The 21,238-nt window shown below is 69.4% G+C and carries 14 protein-coding genes; 7 read left to right on the forward strand and 7 right to left on the reverse strand.

Annotated elements, in window-relative coordinates; translation table 11 throughout:
• The first annotated feature begins 516 nt into the window (after positions 1 to 516).
• Genes ALI144C_RS37545 through ALI144C_RS37570 form a run of 6 tightly spaced genes read left to right on the forward strand, consistent with a single transcriptional unit; the run spans position 517 to position 10,462 of the window.
• Positions 517 to 1,464 carry a DUF1702 family protein gene (locus tag ALI144C_RS37545; RefSeq protein ID WP_083753730.1) on the forward strand — a complete coding sequence of 316 codons (948 nt, stop codon included), beginning with the start codon at positions 517 to 519 and terminating at the stop codon, positions 1,462 to 1,464.
• Positions 1,465 to 1,511: 47 nt separating this feature from the next.
• The gene (locus ALI144C_RS37550) at positions 1,512 to 3,392 is read left to right on the forward strand and encodes an FG-GAP repeat domain-containing protein (protein ID WP_076992070.1); all 1,881 of its coding nucleotides are present in this window, start codon (positions 1,512 to 1,514) and stop codon (positions 3,390 to 3,392) included.
• On the forward strand, positions 3,389 to 4,381 hold the full coding sequence (locus ALI144C_RS37555; RefSeq protein ID WP_202819146.1) for an enediyne biosynthesis protein UnbU: 993 nt from the start codon (positions 3,389 to 3,391) through the stop codon (positions 4,379 to 4,381). Before ALI144C_RS37550 ends, ALI144C_RS37555 begins: the two co-directional genes overlap by 4 nt.
• Positions 4,378 to 9,708 carry a type I polyketide synthase gene (locus tag ALI144C_RS37560; RefSeq protein ID WP_076991959.1) on the forward strand — a complete coding sequence of 1,777 codons (5,331 nt, stop codon included), beginning with the start codon at positions 4,378 to 4,380 and terminating at the stop codon, positions 9,706 to 9,708. Before ALI144C_RS37555 ends, ALI144C_RS37560 begins: the two co-directional genes overlap by 4 nt.
• Positions 9,695 to 10,120, forward strand: coding sequence for an acyl-CoA thioesterase (locus ALI144C_RS55930; protein ID WP_168211426.1), 426 nt, complete (start codon positions 9,695 to 9,697; stop codon positions 10,118 to 10,120). The genes ALI144C_RS37560 and ALI144C_RS55930 overlap by 14 nt, the downstream gene beginning before the upstream one ends.
• 12 nt (positions 10,121 to 10,132) lie before the next feature.
• Complete coding sequence (locus ALI144C_RS37570; protein WP_076991961.1) at positions 10,133 to 10,462, forward strand: winged helix-turn-helix transcriptional regulator; 330 nt, start codon at positions 10,133 to 10,135, stop codon at positions 10,460 to 10,462.
• A 1-nt stretch (position 10,463) separates the two neighbouring features.
• Here ALI144C_RS37570 and ALI144C_RS37575 read toward each other — a convergent pair whose 3' ends face one another.
• The 3 genes from ALI144C_RS37575 to ALI144C_RS37585 form a co-directional block, all read right to left on the reverse strand.
• Positions 10,464 to 12,026, reverse strand: coding sequence for an MFS transporter (locus ALI144C_RS37575; protein WP_168211450.1), 1,563 nt, complete (start codon positions 12,024 to 12,026; stop codon positions 10,464 to 10,466).
• Between the two features lie 24 nt (positions 12,027 to 12,050).
• Complete coding sequence (locus ALI144C_RS37580; protein WP_143231098.1) at positions 12,051 to 13,709, reverse strand: DUF6239 family natural product biosynthesis protein; 1,659 nt, start codon at positions 13,707 to 13,709, stop codon at positions 12,051 to 12,053.
• A gap of 304 nt (positions 13,710 to 14,013) precedes the next feature.
• The gene (locus ALI144C_RS37585) at positions 14,014 to 14,457 is read right to left on the reverse strand and encodes an SRPBCC domain-containing protein (protein WP_076991964.1); all 444 of its coding nucleotides are present in this window, start codon (positions 14,455 to 14,457) and stop codon (positions 14,014 to 14,016) included.
• 167 nt (positions 14,458 to 14,624) lie between these two features.
• Here ALI144C_RS37585 and ALI144C_RS37590 point away from each other — a divergent pair, with 167 nt between their 5' ends.
• The gene (locus ALI144C_RS37590) at positions 14,625 to 15,776 is read left to right on the forward strand and encodes a nucleotide disphospho-sugar-binding domain-containing protein (protein ID WP_076992072.1); all 1,152 of its coding nucleotides are present in this window, start codon (positions 14,625 to 14,627) and stop codon (positions 15,774 to 15,776) included.
• Positions 15,777 to 15,799: 23 nt separating this feature from the next.
• Here ALI144C_RS37590 and ALI144C_RS37595 read toward each other — a convergent pair whose 3' ends face one another.
• From ALI144C_RS37595 to ALI144C_RS37610, 4 genes are all read right to left on the reverse strand, one after another.
• Positions 15,800 to 16,642, reverse strand: a complete 843-nt coding sequence (locus ALI144C_RS37595) for an ABC transporter permease (RefSeq protein ID WP_076991965.1) — start codon at positions 16,640 to 16,642, stop codon at positions 15,800 to 15,802.
• 148 nt (positions 16,643 to 16,790) lie between these two features.
• On the reverse strand, positions 16,791 to 17,807 hold the full coding sequence (locus ALI144C_RS37600) for an ATP-binding cassette domain-containing protein (protein ID WP_076991966.1): 1,017 nt from the start codon (positions 17,805 to 17,807) through the stop codon (positions 16,791 to 16,793).
• Positions 17,808 to 18,000: 193 nt separating this feature from the next.
• Positions 18,001 to 19,602 carry an FAD-binding oxidoreductase gene (locus ALI144C_RS37605; protein WP_076991967.1) on the reverse strand — a complete coding sequence of 534 codons (1,602 nt, stop codon included), beginning with the start codon at positions 19,600 to 19,602 and terminating at the stop codon, positions 18,001 to 18,003.
• Positions 19,599 to 21,236, reverse strand: a complete 1,638-nt coding sequence (locus ALI144C_RS37610; RefSeq protein ID WP_237774510.1) for a carboxylesterase/lipase family protein — start codon at positions 21,234 to 21,236, stop codon at positions 19,599 to 19,601. The genes ALI144C_RS37605 and ALI144C_RS37610 overlap by 4 nt, the downstream gene beginning before the upstream one ends.
• Between the last annotated feature and the right edge of the window lie 2 nt (positions 21,237 to 21,238).

Consider the following 21,238-nt stretch of genomic DNA (forward strand, 5'->3'; position numbering starts at 1 on the left):
CTGCCGCGCGCCCGTGGAGTGGCCGCCGTGGGCGGGGGAGCCTGTTGGCTCGGATCCCGGCGTCGACCGTCGGCTGCGGCGCCGATGTTGTCAACAGCCGTCCGGGCTGGTACCAAGCTTGGTAGTCGGATCTACGGTGAAGGTCAGTCTGGGGCTGGCGGCACTCTGGCTGTTGAACAAACGTCCGTCGGAATGTTCGCGCGCCGTCCAGGCAGGTTGTCGCGGCGATCTTGTCGTGTCAAGCTATAAGAGTCTAAAGTTGATCGACCGACTGGCATAAGTGCAGGACTTGACCGGCCGGGCTCGCTTGGAGCAAGTTCGGAGATCTTCTCTGGCGCGGTATCGGTACAGGTGTAACCCTGCGTAGTGGTGTTAGTGTATATGTGCGAACGTCCCAGGTCGGCCTTGTCTCCGGTCGATGGATCCTGGTAGCCATAAGGAGCTCGAGTAGCTATCGAAGGTTGAACCGAAAGCCTTCGCTCGAGTGTCAGCATTTGTCAGTTGGGGGAAAGCCGCATGGCATGGACTCCTGTCTCCAGAACAACTGAGAAGCGGTCACTGCTGCGGTTGCCGCTCAGCATGGCTGATTTCGAAAAACGCGGTTTTAGGACCGACCGGCCGGACGGCAGAGCCGTGCTGGAGCTGCACGCACGCAGCTTTCTCGCCGGTTTCAACCATGCGACAGCCTCGTGGCGTGACCCGCACGAGGCTCTTGCGACCGTTCCCGACGAAGAACGCGGCTTCGCCTACGAGGGTGCGGGGATGTTCGCCGGGATACTGGATCTCGCGACCGCCGGACGCGCCCGTGCGCTGGACCGTCTGCTGGCCGGACCCGGTGCCGCCTACACGCATCTCGTCCACGTGGGCGCCGGATGGTTCTTCACCGTGGCAAGGGTTTCCGCTGTGCCGAAGCTTCCGTCCACACCGTTGTTGCGCTGGCTGGCACTGGACGGATCGGGGTTCGGTGAGGTCTACTTCGGTGGTTTGCCCGCGCTGTACCGGCGTGCCCGCCGGAAGCCGTCACCCAGATGGGAAGCAAGGATGGCTGGGTGCGGGCGGGCGTTGTGGTTCGTCGAGTCCGCTGACGCCGAGGGCGTCGCCACCGTCATCCGGAAGGCGGCGCAGCCTGCCCAGCCCCATCTGTGGGCGGGGGTGGGGCTCGCTTTGGCGTACGCGGGTGCCACCGACGACGCCGGGCGCGACCGGCTGGTGGACGCGGCGGGTCCACATCGCGCACATCTGTCGCAGGGCGTCGTTTTCGCGGTGGGCGCGCGGTTCCGGTCGGGGATCGTGCCCGCGCACACCGAACGCGCCTGCGCCCAACTGCTGGATGTCGACGTCGCACAGGCTGCGGCGTGGACCGACGACACGTCGACGGACCTGGGCGGCACCAGCGACGTCGGATCGTATCTGCGTTGGAAAGCAAGGCTGCGCGCGCTGATCGCGCGGCAAAGCCGCACCTGAGGAGTGCAAGCCCTTCGTCTGTTTGGGGGATCATGGTGCCCAAGATCATGCGGAAAACCGTCACGCTTGCCGTAATCCTGGTCGTTGTCACGACTGTCGGCCTGTTCGTGGTTCGCCCCAGTCTCGGTGGCGACGAGGCCACCAAGCTGGCCGGTCGGTACGGATTCGCGGCGCAGGCGTTGAACGAAGCCCCGGCGGGCGCCCGCCGCGAACGCGCCGTCGCCCCTGATCTGCACCACATCCGCGGCTGGATCTCGTCCGTCGGTGCTGCGGTGGCCATGGCGGACCTGCGCGGTCTCGGCCGTCCCACCGACGCCTGCCTGGTCGACCCGAGGGACGACTCGGTGACCCTGCGCAGTGTCCCCGGCTCCGGCGCTCCGGCGTACCCGCTGGTCCAGCTCATCCCCAGTGGACTGCCGTACGACCACACGATGGCACCGATGGGCTGTGTCCCCGCCGACCTCGACGAGGACGGCGACGTCGACTTCGTCGTGCACTACTGGGGCCGGACACCCATCCTCTACCTCAACACCGGTGGCATCGCGACACCCGACGGCGCGAAGTTCCGGCCGACCGAACTGGTCGAGCCGGTGGCGGTGTGGAACACCGGAACCCTCAACGTCGGCGACATCGACGGCGACGGGCACCTGGATCTCCTGGTGGGCAACTACTTCCCGGACGGAGCCCGCGTGCTGGACCCCGCCGCGGCGGGCGACGGCCGGATGCGGATGCAGGACTCCATGGCGCTGGGCCGCAACGGTGGTGTCAACCGGATCCTGCTGACCAAGCCCACCGGCACCCCCGACACCGAGCCGGTGATCTCCGACGCGAGCACCGCGCTCAGCGCGACGGCCAGCTCGTCGTGGACGCTCGCCACCGGGCTGCAGGACCTGACCGGGGACGGCCTGCCCGAGATCTACCAGGCCAACGACTTCGGCGCGGACCAGCTGATGGTGAACAGGTCGACGCCGGGCAACGTCCGGCTGACCGAGGTGACCGGATCGCGCGGCATGCTCACGCCCAAGTCGCAGGTGCTGGGACACGACTCGTTCAAGGGTATGGGAGTGGCGTTCACCCACCAGGGCGGCAACGCGTTGCCGACCATCGTGGTCAGCAACATCACAACACCGTTCGCCCTGCACGAAAGCAACTTCGCGTTCGTGCCGACCGGCAACGGCACGGATCTGCTCGACGGCAAGCTGCCCTACGAGGACCGCTCGGAGGCGCTCGGCCTGGCCAGGGCGGGCTGGTGCTGGGACGTGCGGGCCGGTGACTTCGACAACGACGGCACCGACGAGATCATGCAGGCCAACGGGTTCCTCAAGGGCAAGGTCGATCGCTGGCCGACGCTGCAGGAACTCGCGATGGGCAACGACGAACTGCTGCGCTTCCCCGCCGCGTGGCCGAAGTTCGAGCCGGACGACGACCTGTCGGGCAAGGAGCCGAACCGGTTCTGGGCAAAGGGTTCCTCGGGGAAGTTCTTCGACATCGCCGACGCGGTCGGAACCTCCTACCCGGACAACACGCGCGCGCTCGCGTTCGGTGACTTCGACGGCGACGGCAAGCTGGACGCGTTGGTGGCCAACCAGTGGGAGGACTCGCAGACCCTGCGCAACACCGCTCCGGCGGGGCCGTCCGCGGTGCTGACACTGGTCAAGCCGGGACGTGCCGGCGGTCAGGTCGCGGCGATCGGTGCGAAGGTCGAGTTGCGGCACCCGCGGGCGCCGCAGCGGACCCAGCTCTATCCGGCCAATGGGCACACCGGCGTTTCCGCGCCGCAGACGCACCTGGCGTTGCCGGGCGGCACGCCCGCCGAGGCGGTCGTGACGTGGCGCGACGGCGAGGTCTTGCACAGCGCGACGATCCAGGTTGAGCCCGGCAGGCGAACAGTACTGCTCCAGCGTGATGGAACGGCGGTAGCTCGATGACGGCGACAGTGCCCCCAGCGGCAACAGACGCAACGAAGACGACGGTCGCCGAGTCGGCCGAGTCCGTCAAGCAGGTCTCCGCCCCGCCGCTTGCCCCGCAGGCGCGCAGGGTCCGGGCGCTGGCCAGGTTCGCGACCACGATCACGATCTTCAACATCGTCGGGCACGCGCTGCTCGGCTTCGAGCAGGCGCCGATCACCCCGATCGTCGCCGCGCTGGTGAGCTACGCCAGCATCATCCTGTTCGAGATGCTGGACGCGTGGGCGCACGATCGGACGCCGGAGTACGCCGGCGGCTGGAAGAACATGGTGGTCTTCCTGCTGCCCGCGCACATCACCGGCCTCGCGTGCGGCATGTTGTTGTGGGGTAACGCGTCGTTGTGGCCGTATGTGCTGGCTATCGTGATCGCGAACGGGTCGAAGTACGCGTTCCGTCTTCGTGTGCGCGGGCGGCTGCGGCACGTGTTGAACCCGTCCAACTTCGGCATCGTCGTGGTCCTGCTGGTGTTCCCGTGGGTCGGCATCGCCCCGCCGTACCACTTCACCAGCTTCACCATCGGCGGGCTGGACTGGTTGCTGCCCCTGGGCATCCTGATGTTCGGCACGATGCTGAACCTCAAGCTGACCGGCAAGATGCCGTTGATCCTCGCCTGGCTCGGCGGGTTCGCGGCGCAGGCGGTGCTCCGGTGGGCGATCTTCGACCACGCGCTGATCGGCGCCTTGCTGCCGATGACCGGCCTGGCGTTCATCCTGTTCACCAACTACATGATCACCGACCCGGCGACGAGCCCGATGGTCCCGCGCAACCAGGTCGTCTTCGGGCTGACGTGTGCGGCCGTCTACGGCGTGCTGGTGCTGTCGGGTGTGGTGTTCGGTCTGTTCTTCGCGCTGGTGATCACCTGTGGTCTGCGTGGTGTCGTGCTCTACGTGGCGCCTCGGCTGCCGAGGTCCGCGCCCGCGCCCGCGCCTGTGCCACGGAGCAGTACATGAGTGACCGGATCGCGATCGTCGGGATGAGCTGCCGGTATCCCGACGCCGTGAACACCGGTGAGCTGTGGCAGACGGTCCTCGGGCGGCGCCGTGCCTTTCGGCGGCTGCCCGAGCAGCGTCTGTCCTCGGCGTACCTGGGTTCGGCCGACGAGACCGAGCGCACGTACGTCCGCAGCGCCGGAGTGTTGCGGGACTACCGGTTCGACCGGGAACGGTTCGGCGTGCCCGGTCCGCTGTACCGCGCCGCCGACCAGACGCACTGGCTGGCGCTGGAAACGGCGGCCGACGCGCTGGCAGACGCGGGCTACCCGGAGGCACGCGGGCTGGACCGGGACCGGGTCGGCGTGATCCTGGGAAACACGCTCACCGGGGAGTTCACGCGGGCCGCGCAGGTGCGGTACCGCTGGCCGTTCCTGCACCGGGCCGCGAGCGCCGCACTGAGCACCGCCGGGGTGGGGAGCGACCAGGCCGAGCGGACACTGGCCGAGTTGGAGGCGCTGGTCAAACAGCCGTTCCCAGTGCCAGGCGACGAATCTCTGGCCGGTGCGCTCGCCAACACCATCGCGGGCCGGATCTGCAACTACTTCGACCTCGGCGGTACCGGGTACACGGTGGACGGTGCGTGCTCGTCGAGCTTGCTCGCGGTGCTGCACGCCTGCCGTGCCCTGGTCTCCGGCGAGTTGGACTTCGTGCTGGCCGGTGGGGTCGACCTGAGTCTCGACCCGTTCGAGCTGGTCGGGTTCTCCAGGCTGGGTGCGCTGGCGGACGGTGAGATGCGGATCTACGACGCCAGCCCGACCGGCTTCCTGCCAGGCGAGGGTGCCGGGGTCGTGGCGCTGGTGCGTGCCGAGGACGCCGAGGCGGCGGGACTGCGCGCGTACGCGACCGTCATCGGCTGGGGGACGTCGTCGGACGGCGCCGGTGGGCTGACCCGCCCCAAGGAGGCCGGGCAGGCCAGGGCACTGCGGCGGGCCTACCGGATCGCGCAGGTCGACCCGGTCTCGGTCGGGCTCGTCGAAGGGCACGGCACTGGTACCGCGGTGGGCGACGCCGTCGAACTGCATGCCCTGGTCGGGATCCGCGGAGCCGGTGCGCCGCGCGCCGCACTCGGGTCCGTCAAGGCCAACATCGGCCACACCAAGGCGGCGGCCGGTGTCGCCGGGCTGATCAAGGCGACGCTCGCCCTGCACCATCGGGTCCTTCCGCCGACCACAGGCTGCGAGGACCCGCACGAGTTGCTGCGCCTCCCGGAAACCCCGCTGCGAGTGCTGGACGAACCGGAGCCGTGGACCGCGGCGGTCCGGCGCGCGTCGGTGTCCTCGATGGGTTTCGGCGGAATCAACGCGCACGTCGTGCTGGAAGGCAGCCCCGGTAGGAGCGGGACCATCCCGGCGGGCGTTCGAGCGTGGAGCAAGCCGCTGCCCCCGGCCGAGATCGTCCTGCTGTCGGCGCCGTCCCAGGCGGAACTGGCCGTCCGGCTGGAAGCGATCAGCGCGCGGGCCGGCCAGCTCAGCAACGCGGAACTGCACGATTTCGCCGCCACCGAACACCGCCGGTACCGCAATCAGGTGTTCCGGTGCGCACTGGTCGCCGGGAGCCCGGAGGACCTGGCGGCGCAGGCCAGGAACGCGTGCGAACGGCTGTCCGGTTGGGACGGCCGCCTCGTGGTGCGAGAAGGCGGATACGTCCTCGCCAGCGGACCACCCGCCAAAGTGGGGCTGCTGTTCCCCGGCCAGGCGTCCCCGGTTCGCACGAGGCTCGACTGGTGGGCCCGTGACCTGGACGTACCGGATCTGCCCGACGGCGACGTGCGCGACGGGGACACGGACACCGCTGTCGCGCAGCCTGTGATCGTTCGGCAGTCACTGGCCGCCATCGCGTGGCTCGACACCGTCGGCTGTCGTGCCGTCGGAGCGGCCGGCCACAGCCTTGGCGAGATCAGCGCCCTGGTGTGGGCCGGTGCCCTGACCCCGGAGGACGGCCTGACGCTGGCGGCCACGCGCGGCCGGTTGATGGCCGACTACGGCGTGCCCGGCACCGCGATGGCCAGCCTCGGCGTCGGCACGGACCGGTTGTCGGAGTTGCTGGCCGGACTGGAGGTCTCGGTATCCGGGGTGAACGCGGCGGACCGGACCACCGTCGCCGGGGCGCGGGACGACGTCGCCGCCGTCGTGGAAAGGGCGGGACGCAGGGGGATCTCGGCGACCATGTTGCAGGTGTCGCACGGTTTCCACAGCGCGGCCATGCGCCCCGTTCGAGCTCCGCTGCACGCCGCGGTGCGGTCGCTGGAGTACGGCCCACTGCGGCGTCCGGTGTTCTCCACCGTCACCGGCAAGTCGTTGCCTGACCGCCCGGACCTGCCGAACCTGCTGGTCGAGCAGCTGACCGAGCCGGTCTGGTTCACCGACGCGCTGCAAGGCCTGGTCGCGTCCTGTGACCTGCTGGTGGAGGCAGGCAGCGGGACCAGCCTCACGTCGCTCGTCGGTCCGGATGTGGTTGCCGTGTCGATGGACTGCGGTGTCCCGGCCCGGCACGCGCTCGCGACGGCGGCGATCGCCGCCGTCGGGGCGGGAAACCTGGAGCCTTGGTTCGCCGGGCGGGCGCACCGGACGCTGGACATCGACGCGCCGATGACGTTCCTGGCCAACCCGTGCGAGGTGATCACCGCCCCGCCGACCACGCCGACCGCCACACGCCAGGAAACCGCGCCCGAGCCGGAGATCAGTGCACAGGGCGGGTCGATCGACGTCGTGCGCCGGTATCTGAGCACCACGCTGGAGCTGCCGGTGAGCTCGATCGAGCCGCACCGGACGCTGCTGGGTGACCTGCACCTGAACTCGTTGCAGGTGCTGCAGACCGTCGCCGCGGTGGCCAAGGTGCTTGGCGTCGAGCCACCCGGGATGCCCGAGACGCTGGCCGACACGACCGTGCGGGACGTGGCGGAACTGCTCGCCTCGCAACCGGAAAGCCGTGACTCGGACGGCATCGTCGGCGTACGGCCGTGGGTGCGGTCGTTCGAACACCACTGGGTACCGTTCACGCCGGAACCCGCCGACCGCGCCCTGAACTGGATCGTGGACGCCCCTGCCGGGCACTGGCTGACCGAGGCAGCCACGGCGGGAAACACCGCCGGGATCGTGTTCTGGCTGAGCGCCGACGCCCAAGTCCCCGACGTGGCAAGAATCCTGCGGCGGATCGGCCGGGAACGGCCGGAGCGGATCGTCGTCGTGCACGAAGGCCATCCGGCGGCGGCCGCGATCGCTCGCAGTTGCGTCGCCGAGCATCCGGGCTGTGCGGCCACGGTCGTCCAGGTGCCCCGCGGTGGCCGGGTAGGACTGGAGGTCGCCGGGCAGTCGGGCTATCGCGAGCTGCGTGTGAACGCCGACGGCACTGTGGAACACGCCGTGACGCGGGCGTCCCGGGCCCGCCAGACCGGCCCGCTGCCGGTCGGCCCCGGCGACGTGTGCCTGGTGACCGGCGGACTGTCCGGCATCACTGCCTTGTGCGCCAAGGAACTCGCCGCGCGGACCGGATGCACCGTGGTGGTGCTCGGGCGGTCCGAGCGGCAGGCACCCGACGGCACCCACTACGTCCGGTGTGACCTGACCGAGCGCGACGACGTGCGCCAGGCCGTGAAGGCCGCGCGGGAGTTCGGTCCGGTCCGGGCTGTGCTGCACGGCGCCGGGATCAACGAACCCCGTGCGCTGGCCGAGGTCACCGCGGAGTCACTGGCGCGGACGCTCGCGCCGAAGGTGCGCGGCGCCGACCTGCTGGTGTCCGAAGTGGAGCAGGAGATCCGGCTGCTTGTCGGCTTCGGCTCGATCATCGGCAGGCGCGGGCTGACCGGCCAGTCCGAGTACTGCGTGGCCAACGACTGGCTGCGGCACTCGCTGTCGGACTGGGCGCGGTCGCATCCGGCGTGCCTGACCCGGGTGCTCGAGTGGTCCGTGTGGGACGAGATCGGCATGGCGCCGCGGATGGGCGTCGTCGAGGTGCTGCGGTCCCAGGGCATCGTGCCGATCGAGCCCGCGCTCGGGGCGAGTGCGATGATCGACGCCCTCGCCGCACCGGACGCGCCGGGCACGCTGCTCCTCTCAGCTCGCGTGCCCAGCAGCCCGACGCTCACGATCGACGGGCCGGACCACTCGCCGATGCGGTTCACCGAGGAGGTCGTCGCCCACGTTCCGGGCGTGGAGGCGGTGACCGACTCGGAGCTCTCGCTGGGCACGGACCCGTACCTCGACGAACACCGCGTCGACGGCGTCCCCGTGCTGCCCGCGGTGGTCGGCCTGGAAGCCATGGCGCAGACGGCACGCTCGGCTGGGTGGGATGACGGGTGGTGCTTCGCGGATGTGCGGCTGCGGTCGCCGGTGCTGGTCGGCGAGCGCGCGAACCGGACGATGCGGGTCGCGGCGCTGACCACCGGCGCCGGTGTCGATGTGGTGGTCCGGGACGACTCCGACGGCTACGCCGGTGACCGGTTCACCGCGACGTTGCGGACCGTTGCGGCCCAGCCGCCCGACGTCGCGGTGACGCCGCCCGCGCGGCGCGAAACCGGACCGAGTCCGTACTACGGGCCGCTTTTCTTCCACAGTGGACGATTCCGTCGGCTCGTCGACTACGAACAGCTGACCGCGTTCCGGTTGACCGCGTGGATCACGGCTTCGCCCGGCTCGTGGTTCTCCGAGTTCCACGACGGCAGGCTGCTGCTCGGTGACCCGGGCGCGCACGACGCCACCATTCACATCCTGCAGGCGTGTGTGCCGCACCGGCGGGTCCTCCCGGTGGAGGTCGGCGAACTCACGGTCTGGCGTGAGCCCTGCGGGCTGATCCAGGTACGCGCCGAGGAACGCGAGCACACCGCCGACGACTACGTCTTCGACGTGCACACAGTGGACTCCACCGGGCGGGCGGTCAGCCGGTGGCTCGGCCTGCGGCTGCGCGCTGTCGGGTCGATCCGGTGGCCGGGGCGGCTGCCGGAGCCCCTCGCCGGGCCGATGATCTCCCGGCGGCTGATCGAGGCGGGGATCGAAGGCGGAGCAGAATTGTCCACCCTGGACCATACCAATGGCGCACATCCGCTGTTGGACCTGCGTGACGCGGAACTCGCCGCGGTCGTGGCCCGGCAGGCCGGGGAGAACCACGAGATCAGCGCCGACCGGGTCCGCCGGGCCAGGACGGCGTTGGCCCACCAAGGGGCGCTGGACCTGGCCGAGGTCGTGGACGCCGAGCTGGTGCTGTTGCGGTCCGGCGACACGGTCGTGGCGACCGGCGCGGTCGGGTCCGTCGTCGTCGCAACGACCATTTCGGACAGTGGAAGGACATGATGTGCGGGCGTACCACCACACCCACCGAGTCACCTTCGACGAGACGAACCTGGTCGGGAACGTCTACTTCGCGCACTACCTGCGCTGGCAGGGACACTGCCGCGAGAGTTTCCTCGCCGAGCAGGCGCCAGGGGTGCTCAAGGCGTTGCAGTCCGGTGAGCTCGCGATGGCCACAGTGCACTGCGACATGGACTACTACGCGGAGTGCTACGCACTCGACGAGATCGACATCGAGATGACGTTGCGTGCCCGGCACACCAACCGGGTGGTGATGGATTTCGATTTCCGGCGGGCGGGCCAGCGGGTGGCCCGCGGCAGTCAGACAGTGGCGTGCCTGCGCAGGACCGAGAACGGCGTCGAGCCGGTGGCGATCCCCGAGGAGATGGCGCGGGCGCTTGTCCCGTTCGAATGAAAGCGAGGTCCGGTGCGACCCCAGAAACCCTACGGGCAGTTGTGCCCGCTCGCGGCCGGGCTGGACGTGCTCGGCGACGAGGTGACGCTGCTGCTGATCCGTGAACTGCTGGTGGCCGACGCGGACTTCGCGGAGCTGTGTCGATCGGTCGCCGACGACGCCATCTCGGACGGCGAGTTGCTGCCGCGGCTCGACACGCTGGTGGGACGCGGGATTCTCGATGAGGACTCCGGCCGCTACCACATCACGGAGTTCGGGGAAGGACTCCGTGTGCCCATCCAGGAGCTCTCCTGGTGGGGGTCGGCGTTGTCCCTGCCGTCCAGCAGAGTCCACCCGGCATAGATCAGGCCGTCGTACGTGGTATCGGCGGCTGGGCGGTGTCGGTTCGATCCGGCACGGCCCTCCTGGCGCGCGGAACCGCGATCAGCAGGACCACGCAGGCGGACACCGTCAAACAGGCCACCAGCAGACCGACCTGGAGCCCGTCGAGAAACGCCGAGTGCGCCGCGGATCGGACCGCTGTGCCGAACTCAGGGGACACCGCGGGTACCCGCCCTTCGGCCAGTTGTCCGACCGCGCCGGACAACTGCGCGCCCACGCCCGCTGGGACGCCCTGATCCGCCAGGTGGTCCGGAAGGGAGCCGCGGACACCGGCGGCGATGATCGTGCCGATGCCCGAAACACCGATCGCGTTGCCGACGAGCAATGCGGTCTGGCCGAGACCGGACGCCACTCCCGCCATCTTCTCGGGAGTGTTGCCGACGATCACCTCCATCGCTGTGGGCGTCACGAAACTCGTGCCAAGCCCGGTCGCCACGAGCAACGGCCAGATCACGAAACCGGGTGTGGTTCCGTCGAGTTGGGACAGACCGCCGAGGCCCGCGCCGACCAGCACCAGTCCGGTCAGCAGCGGGGTTCGGGAACCGAACCTCTGGTTGAGCAGTCCGCCGAGCGGGGAGCCGACCACGAACGCCGCGGTGACCGGCAGCAGGTACAACCCCGCCGCCAGTGGCGAGTGGTCCCTGATGTTCTGCAGGTACAGGATGACGTAATACCACGACCCGAACGCCAACCCGCCGACGAGCAGCGTCAGCAGCACGGCGGCGATGATCGGTCGGGTCCGGAACAGGTGTGGTGGGAGAAGGGGCGCCCTGGCCGCGCGCTCCCGCAGGACGAACAAGGTGCCGAAGCCGATGGCGACCGCGTAGCTGGCGAGAGTCACGGGACTGGTCCAGCCCCGGTACGGTCCCTGGCTCAGGCCGACGAGCAGACCCAGCAGGGTCAGCGCCAGCAGCAGCACCGCGGACAGGTCCATCGGGCGGACCGTGTCGTCATGGATCCGATTCCGCCGGATCGTGAGCAGGCCGAGGACCAGGGCGAGCGCGCCGAGCGGCACGTTGATCAGGAAGACCCACCGCCACCCGGCGTGGTTGAGCACCAGACCACCCACGACCGGCCCGAGAACGCCGCCGACCACGAACGCGCCCATGAACACGCTGATCGCGAGCTTCAGCTGGTCGGCGGGGAACGTCCCGCGCAGAATGCCCAGTGCGCTCGGCAGCAGCATCGCTCCGAAGGCACCCTGCAGGAGCCGGAAGGCGATCAACGAGATCATCCCGCCGGACAGGGCGACGAGCAAGGAAGCCGTGACGAACCCGACCAGGCCGATGAAGAAGACGCGGCGGTGACCGAACCGGTCACCGAGGTTGCCTGCCGCGATCAGCAGGACCGCCTGCGCGATCAGGTAGGCGTTGACCACCCACTGCAGGGTGTCCAGTCCGGTGTGCAGGTCGGCGGCGATGGACGGGTTCGCCACCGTGGCGATCGAGGCGTCCATGGCCTCCATCAGCACCCCGGTCGACACCACGCCGAGGACTATCCACGGGCTGCCCGACCGTGTGGGCACGTGCTGATCCATCTCCGACTCCCGTCAGCGTTCGCCGAGTGGCCCGGTGACAGCGGTGACCGCGCCACCGGGGAGCCATCCCGTCGCGTCGCGGTGATGGTCCTGGGTGAGCAGGGTGTTGATGGTGGACGCGGCGTACAACCGGGGCTTGTCCGCCGCGGGCTGCCGGTTACCCGCCCACGCCCGGTATCCCGCGGCGGTCGGTGGTTCTCCGGGGAAACGGGTGCGCAGCTGGGTGACGTACTGCTGGGGCAGTTCGTCGGTGGGGTTGAAGTCGAGGGGGAGAAGCTGCCCGGCCGGGATGCTCAGCAACGGTGCGGTGAGCAGCCAGGGCGCGAGGTACGCGCCCTCCGAGGGCAGTTCGCCGCGTGCGACCCGGTGCAGTGCCGCCGAGGCGGACTCCCAGCCGGACACGACGAAGACCGGACCCGTGGGCTGGTCGGGGGTGGCCACCTTGAGCCCTCGTCGTCCCGCTTCCGCGCGCACCGCGCGCTCGGCCGAGACCGACCGCGGCGAGGCATCGGTGACCAGGGTGATCGCTGGTACCTGGCGGCGAGCCAGGAAGTCCGTCATCCCGAGCAGAGCCCGCTTGTCCTGGTCGGACAGATCGTCGGCCGGGCACCGAGCCTGAGCCGGATTCCCGGCCAGTGCCGCTCCGACCAGTGCGCTCATGCACTCGGGGCCGTCAGTACCGGCCAACTCGGGGCGGGCCGAGGTGTCGTAACCCGTGTCGATCGGCATCGTGCCGGACATCTGTCCCCATTGGACAGTCAGCTCGCTGCGGCCTTCGGGCAACTGGATCAGGCCCCACCCGCCTTGGGTGCCGGGGCGCTTGGCGACCTGCACGGAACCCTTCTGGCCCGCGTCGACGGTGACGTCCGGGACAGTCGTGTGCACGAGGTTCCACCCAGGACGATGCGGCGCCACGACAATTCCCACGCCCGTGTCACCGATGGCGAGCTTGGCCCACGCCGGAACGCCAGGGGACGCCGGGTAGGGCTTGCCGATGACCGTCGCATGGGCGAGTGCCGCCAGCACGACGAGGGAAAGCACGGCGGGCTGGCCGCGCAGCAGGAGCGTGCCCGTGCGCGGCCGGTGCTCGCACACGGTGAACCAAGCCAACCCCGCCAGGCCCACGATCACGCCGCCGTGCAGCGCGCTCGACAGCTCATCCGGCTCCTGCCCGCCGAACCACGCCGACGCCAGTAGCACCATGGCACCGACGGCCGCCAGGGACAGCAGCCACGGCGCGGTCTTGCGGGTCCGTCCACTCAGGTGGCTGAGGCGGTCATCCCGGGTGACGACCAGCAGGACCGGCGCGCACAGGGAAACCAGGACCACGATGACCGCCACCTGTGGCGCCAGCGACCGGCCGCCGAGCATCAGCTCCAGCAGTACCCCGAGCGCGGCCAGTGCGGCGACGCCCACCCGGGTCACCAGGCCCGCTGGCGGCAGAAAGGGGCGTACCAAGGCGAAACCGGTGACGGCCGTGATCGAGCCGAGCAGCATCATGCGCAGCACAACGGGGTCTTCGAGTGCGCGCGGACCGTCGATACCGTGGTCGTGCCCTTGGGCGTACGCGGGCACGGCGGCGAGCAGAACCAGCGCTCCCGTCACGAGGACCGCGGTGGCGCGGGCCGCACCCCGTCCGCTCGGACGGCGCCGGTCAGCGGCGGCCGGCATCGGCGACTGTGAACAGCGCACGGCAGCCGTGGACAGCGGCGCGGTGCGGGCCATTCGATGTGGTGGGCCGGATCGGCATTGTGCGAAGGGCGAGCGTGGACATACTTCCCCCTGCGTCGCGGACACCGGATGGCCGGCCAGTGACTGTTTCGAAGCCCCGGCTGTCGCGATCGAGGGCTCTGAGACAGGCCCTGGGCCCTCCCGTCACTACCAGATTACGTAGCGACATCTCCGGACGTCAAGGTTGCGCCGATCGTGGACCGTGCCCGCCTCGCGGGCACGGCGTCCGTCCACGAGCCTGGGGTCAGTCGAGCTTCTCGGCGATGCCCTTCAGCGTGTCCAGGCCACCGGTCCAGCCTTGCTCCGAGATCTCGGCGTGCTGTTGCTTCTCCTCGTCCGTACCGTTCAGCTCGGGAAAGCCGCTTTCGGTGAACCGCAGGTGAGTGCCGTTCGCGGTGGCGGACAGCGTGAAGTCGACCAGTGTCTCGTTGCGGGGGCCCGGCTGCTCGCCCGGGGTGGCCGACATGCGGAAGGTGAAGCGCTTCGCGGGCTCGACCGTCTCGATCACGGAGTGGTACTCGCCATGCTCCTCCCAGCGGAAGACCATGGCCCCGCCCGGCCGCAGATCCACTTCGGCGCCGCCGAAGGCCCACCAGACGCGAATGTGCTCCGTTTCGGTGAGCGCGGCCCAGACGTTCTCCGGCGTCGCGGCGATGTCGATGTCCAGCTCGATCTGGTGCGGAACCATGAGAATTCAACCTTCCTCGATCGGTGTGAGCGTACAGATTGGCATACGTCACTAGCTTCTCTTGAAGCGGCTCGGTGCGCACGGCGAAACAGCTGTGTCAGGACGTTGCATTAACTATCCGAACCAGTAGCATGATTCTCAGGTTGCCGACGGAAGGACTGCCTGTCGTGCGAGTGCTGTTCTCCTTCATCCCCGGAATAAGCCACCTGTTTCCCCTGGTGCCGCTTGCGTGGGCGTTCCGTGCCGCGGGGCACGAGGTGCTCGTGGCTTTCGGCGAGCACACCGAGATCGCCGCACGCACGGGCCTGCACATCGTCGATGTCGCCCCGGGCTACGACGGCATGGCCGTGCTGGAGAAAGCCCTGGAGGACAACCCGAAGCTCGCGGAGGAGTGGTGGGCCTCCACGCTCACCGACGACCCGACGCCATGGGCGGTGTTCTTCGCGGCGCTGAACCGTCCGCTCGTGGCGGGCACCATGGACCTGGTGGATCGGTGGCGACCGGATCTGGTCGTGTACGAGCAGTCGGCCACTGTCGGCCTGATGGCCGCGGCGCGCTGCGGTGTCCCGGCCGTCCAACGCAATCTGGGGATCGTACGGACCGGCGGCCTGCACGAGGCCGTCGCGCGGTGCCTGCCGGATCTCTGCGACACGTACGGGATCGACTCGGTGCGCCAACCCGCGGTCACTGTGGAGCACCTGCCGCCGAGCATGCTGCCGCAAGAGCCCGAAGGCTGGTTCATGCGGGAGATCCCGTTCAACGGCGGCGCGATACTGGGGGAGCGGCTGCCCGCCCCGGCGGACGGTCCCCGGATCGCCATCACCATGGGATCGGTCCGGCCAGGCGGGTTCTACGGCTACTACGGCATCGAGCAGCTCACGCGGCTGGTCGGCGAAGCGGGCAAGGTGAACGCGGAGTTCCTGCTGGCACTCGGCGATGTCGACCTCGCCCCGCTCGGCGAGCTGCCCCCGAACGTGCGGCCGATCGGCTGGACCCCGCTGGACGCGCTGCTGCGGACGTGCACCGCGGTGGTCCACCACGGTGGGCCGGGCACCACGATGACCGCGATCGAGGCGGGGATCCCGCAACTGCTGGCGCTGGATCCCCTCGACCAGGGCAACGAGACCACCGGCCCCGCCGTGGCCAAACGGGGCATCGGCATCGTGACGACCCAGGAGGAAGTGGACGCCTCGATGCTGGAGCGACTGCTCACCGACCAGGACCTGCGGATCGCCACCCGTGAGGTGCGCGCCGAGGTGGCGGAGCTGCCTTCGCCCGCGGACGTGGTGCCCCGCCTGATCGCGCTCACGACCGGCTAGAAGTCCTGGCCGGTGCGGGGAGATCATTGCCTGGTGCGGTACTTCCGCAGAGCGAGCGGCGCGAAGACGGCGGTGACGAGCACACAGCCGACGAGGACCCACAGCAGTTGGCTCCCTGTCACGGTGTCCGACATCAGGCCGCGGACCGCGGTCACCACCTGGGTCAGCGGGTTGACCGTGACGAAGGCCTCGAGCCAGCCGGGCATGGTGTCCGGGTTCACGAAGATGTTGCTGAGGAACGAGAGCGGCATCAGGATCATCATGCTGATGTTCAGCATCGCCTCGGGTGCGCGCAGACCCAGTCCCAGCGAGATCCACAGCCAGGTCAGGCTGTAGACGAACACGATCATGACCACGAATGACAGCAGGACACCCACCACTCCGCCGGCCGGCCGGAACCCGAGCGCCAGCCCGAGACCGATCACCACGACCGAGGCGACCAGGTAGCGCACGATGTCACCGGCCATCGCGCCGATGATCGTTCCCGGCTGCCAGATCGGCATCGAGCGGAACCGGTCCGACACGCCCTTCGCGAGGTCCGTGCTCAGGTTCAACCCCGTGGTCACGGTCATGAACGTGAGCGTCATGACCAGGATCCCCGGGGTCAGCTGCTGGATGTAGGCCGTGGGTGAACCGGCCAGCGCGCCGCCGAGCAGGTAGGTGAACATCAGGGTCAGGATGATCGGCAGCCCGATGGCGTCGAACAGCTGGTCCGGGCCGTGTTTGAGCTTGAGCAGCGCTCGCTGGCAGAACACCCATGTCGTGGTGCCGGCACCAGCCTGGGCCGGGCGGGAGCGGATGAGCACCGCGCGGGTGGCTTCGTCGGGCGTGGTAGCGGTGATCGACTGATTCGACTGCGCGGTCATGACTGGCTGTTCCGCCTCCCCGGGATTTTTACCCTTGGTCACCTTGGGTTGGCACCGTTCAGTTCAGTGCGTACTGGTGGTTGGCTTGCGTCACGTTCCCCTGAGGTGCGGTTGGGTGCCACGTGGCCTGTGTTGGGTCTTGGGGGTGTCATGCGACGTCTTCCTTGTCGGGGTCGCTGCCGTTGGTGCTGCCGTCGTCCGGGCGGTGGCCGGTGATCGCCAGGAACACCTCGTCCAGGCTCGGCTGGCCGAACGAGAACTCGTTGACTTCGATACCGGCGGACGCCAACTCGGCCAGGGCCTGCCGGACCCGTTCCTGGGCGGCCTGTGCCGAGAGTTCGGTGGGGACCCGGGCGGACAGCGCGACCGGATCGGACCGCACGCCCGCGGGGTCCTCCAGGAACCTGCCCAGCACCCGCTCGGCGTCGGCGCGTTGGTCGGCCGAGGCAAGGCGCAGGTGCAGTGTGCCCGAGCCCACCGAGGTCTTCAGCTCACCCGGCGTCCCCTCGGCGATGACCTTGCCGTGCTCGATGACCGCGATCCGGTCGGCGAGCTGGTCCGCTTCCTCGAGGTACTGGGTGGTCAACAGGACGGTGGTGCCGACCTCGACAAGGGCCCGGACGATCTCCCACACCTGGTTGCGGCTTCGGGGGTCCAGCGACGCGGTCGGCTCGTCCAGGAACAGCAGCTCCGGTGAGACCACGATGCTGGCGGCGATGTCCAGCCGCCGTCGCATACCTCCGGAGAACGTCTTGACCTGGCGCGCGGCCGCGTCCGCCAGTCCGAAGCCGTCGAGCAGCTCGTCCGCCCGTTCCTGCGCCGCGGTGCGGGAGAAACCCTGGAGCCGGGACAACAGGTACAGGTTCTCGCGTGCGGTCAGGTCCTCGTCCACCGACGCCAACTGTCCGGTGAGGCTGACCTTGGTACGGATCGCGCCCGCCTCGCGCACCAGATCGTGGCCGAATATCCGCGCTGATCCGGAATCCGGTTGCAACAAGGTCGTGAGCAACCGGATGGTCGTTGTCTTCCCTGCTCCGTTCGGACCGAGCACACCGTAGACGGAACCGGTCCGCACGGACAGGTCGACGCCGTCCACGGCCCTGGTCTCGCCGAAGGTCTTCACCAGACCGGAAGCCTCGATGGCGAGCTCGGGTTCGGTGGTCACTGCTTGCTCCCCACGTGCGGTGCCGCGGCCCCGCGGGACGTCGAAAAAGCCAACTCATCGCAAATCGGACACCGAGATTAGTGTGAAATCACCTACCTTGTCAATTACCTACGGTCATCGACCGTGACGTGCCGAAACAGCGTCCCCTTCGGTGGTTTTCGGCGGCGTTTGCCACTGTGTGGTTGGTTTCCCGCTAGGCCGGACGGATCGAAAGCGCGTGTCGGAAGACGTCGAGCGGATCCCATCTGCCCTTGATTCTCTGCAGTCGAGGGTAGTTCTCTTTGTAGTAAAGCCTGTACCAGGCCACGTTCGACGTGTTCCACGCGGGGTCGGCGAGGTCGGTGTCCGGGATGTTGATGTAGGCGCCGTCGCTGGCCCCGCCGGGAACCGGGACCCCGCCGGTGTCGGCGTAGACGTCCCGGTAGAACTCGCGGATCCAGGTCAGGTGCCGGTCATCCTCGGCGGGGTCGTCCCAGCCCGCCATGAACACCAGCGACAGGATCGAGTCGCGGTGCGAGGTCGCCGTCGCGGTCGTGCCCACCGCGTTGATCCGGCCGCCGTAGGCGTTGAACCCGATGGCGCCGTGCGGATGGGTGTAGTCGGTGCGGGTCAGGTAGTGGTGGATTGTCCTGATCTGCTTGAGGGTCAGGCGTTTGCGCTGATAGGCGGACTTCACCTTCATCCGCCAGCCCTTGCCGTCCTCGCCGATTCCCTGGTGCGTGGCCGCCGACCACCGCAGCCGGTAACGCTGTGTCGTGCTGGGAGCGCCGATGCCCGCGGTGACGGCGGCGAGGTGGTCGGTCAGGCGCTGGTCCGCGCCCGGCTCGTCGATCACCTCACCGCTGAGCCCCAGCGATCCGAACGGCTTGCGGAACAAGGTGAGTTCGCTGTAGACACCGAGATCGGGCGAGTTCGGCGCGCTGTGCGCCTCGAACCAGGATCCGTGGTTGGTCAGCAGCCGGGTGAGAGTGTGCTCGTCGATGTCGTCCCAGTTCCAGTCCAGACTGAAGTGCAGCATGGACGTGGGTGCCAGCGGCAGCAGACCGGTCGGGTCGTCCCCGGTCGCTTCGGGGGAGCGCAGCCAGTACCGGGTCACGATGCCGAAGTTGCCGCCGCCGCCACCGGTGTGCGCCCACCACAGGTCATGGTTCTTGTCATCCGGGTCACGGCTCGCGTAGACCGCGTGCGCCTTCCCGGACCGGTCGACCACCACGACTTCGACCGCGTAGAGGTGGTCGACCGCGAGCCCGTGCGCCCGCCCGAGCGCCCCGTAGCCGCCGCCGAGGATGTGCCCGCCCACGCCCACCAGCGGATGCCAGCCCGCCGGCACCGTCACGTCCCAGCCGAGGTGCAGCATCCGGTACAGCTCGCCAAGGGTGGCCCCTGGTTCGACCGCGAACGCCCGCCGTCGCGGGTCGTAGTAGATCCGGGTCATGCCGGACAGGTCGATGATGGCGCGCACGGACGGGTTGTCCACGAAGTCCTCGTAGCAGTGGCCGCCGCTGCGGGTGGCGATCCGGCGTCCCTGGTGCACCGCCTCGGTGACCACGTCGACGACCTGTTCGGTCGAGCCGACGACGTAGACGACGTCAGGGGTGCCGGCAAACCGGCCGTTGCCCCGGTGGACCAGGTCGTCGTAGCGGGGATCCTCCTGGGTGATCCGGGTGATGTGCAGTGGTGGCGGCCATTCCGCCCTGGCCGGAGCCACGTCGGCCGCGGCGGGCTTGGTGAGCACGGAGGTGGCGGCGGTCGCCGCGGCGGAAGCCAGCAGCGTCCGTCTGGTGTGCTCGGTCATCGGACGCCTCGCTCCTGGCCGGTCCCGGCGGCCAGCCTCTCCCAGAACGCACAGTTGTGGCGGCTGCCGAGGTCGGCCGGACGCACGCCGCCGTACGTGTCGGTGGCCAGCGACAGCACTTGTTCGCGGTGGTTGCGGAACCTCGGCCAGTGCGGCAGCTCCGGCCCGTTGGGGTCACCGGTGGCCGCGAAGTTCGCCCAGTAGCGGATCATCATCGCGCCGAGCTCGCGCTGCGGCGAGTTGAGTGCGGGCACGAACTCGCCGGAGTCCATGATGTACGCGACTTCGGACGCGTGGTAGGCCCCTGAGGGGAAGTTGGGCGGGTACGGAGTCCACGGTGGAGTGGCGCGTTCGGCGAACTCGAAACCGTAGACCGCGGTCCGCCGCGCGAACAGCCGGTCGCCGTTGAGCGCCTGGCAGCTCCACACCCGGTCACCGATCACGTCCGCCCAGGCAAGGCCGGGATGGCTGTACGAGTTGACCGGATAGCGCGCCGCGACCCGCGTGGCGTCCTCGCCGAACGCCTCGTCGAGCAGTTCGGCGTACTTCTGCGCGGTGATCTGCTCCGGCCAGAGCAGCGCCGAGAAGTGTCGTCCCTCGTCGCGGACGGTGCCCGCCAGCACAGGCACCGGGTGCAGCAGGCCACGGCGCTGCGCGGCGGCCGGGCTGATCGGCAGGATCTGGTTGCCGTACGTCGGGCCGGGCAGTTCGGCCGCCACCTCGTCGTACAGTAGATCCTTTGTGGACACTTGGCGCAGGCAGTCGACGGCGGTGCCGGGGTCGGTGCAGCCGCGCTTGGCGGCCAGGCGCGCGCCGACCGCCTCGGTGTCGGCGCGCGAGGCCCAGATGGATCCGGCGCCAAGACCGGGAACCAGCGCGTTGGCCGGGTAGTCGAGCATGCACGGCGCGCTCTGCAGGATCGCCCGGTGGAACAGTCCGGCCGCCGACGGGGACGCGAGCTGGGCGCAGACACTGAGCCCACCCGCCGAGCCGCCGAAGGCCGTCACGTTGCCCGGGTCGCCACCGAAAGCCCGCGCGTTGCGCTGGACCCAGCGCAACGCGGCCTGCTGGTCCTCGATGCCGTAGCCGCCGGAGCCCGCCAGGCCCGGATAGCCGAAGTAGGCCATCGTGCCGAGCCGGTAGTTGAGCGTGACGACGATGACGTCACCCCCGACCGCCAGCCGGTGCACGTCGTAGTTGCTGCCCGAACCCGCGATGAAACCACCGCCGTGGAACCAGACCATGACCGGTTTGAGCTTCCTGCCCGGCCGGTTCCGCGGTGTGGTGACGTTGAGGTACAAGCAGTCCTCGTTGACCACCACGGGGTGGCCGAACCCCGGATCCTGTGCGCACCGCTCGCCGGGTTTGGTCGCGTCCTTGACGCCGGTCCACGGCGTGACCGGCTGCGGCGACCGCCAGCGGAGCTTGCCGACCGGCGGCGCGGCGTACGGGATGCCCTGGAAGCGTCGGTGTGTGTCAGTGACCTCGCCGCGGACCAGACCGGTATCGGTCCGGACCACCGCGCCGCCGCTGGAAGTGTCACCGGCCTGCCCGGCCTGCGCCGGGACGACCAGCCCCATCGTGATGACGAGCGCGGACAGGACGACGCCTGCACGCCCGCCGGACCTTGTCATGG

It is taken from the genome of Actinosynnema sp. ALI-1.44 (assembly GCF_001984155.1).
Classification (GTDB): domain Bacteria; phylum Actinomycetota; class Actinomycetes; order Mycobacteriales; family Pseudonocardiaceae; genus Kibdelosporangium.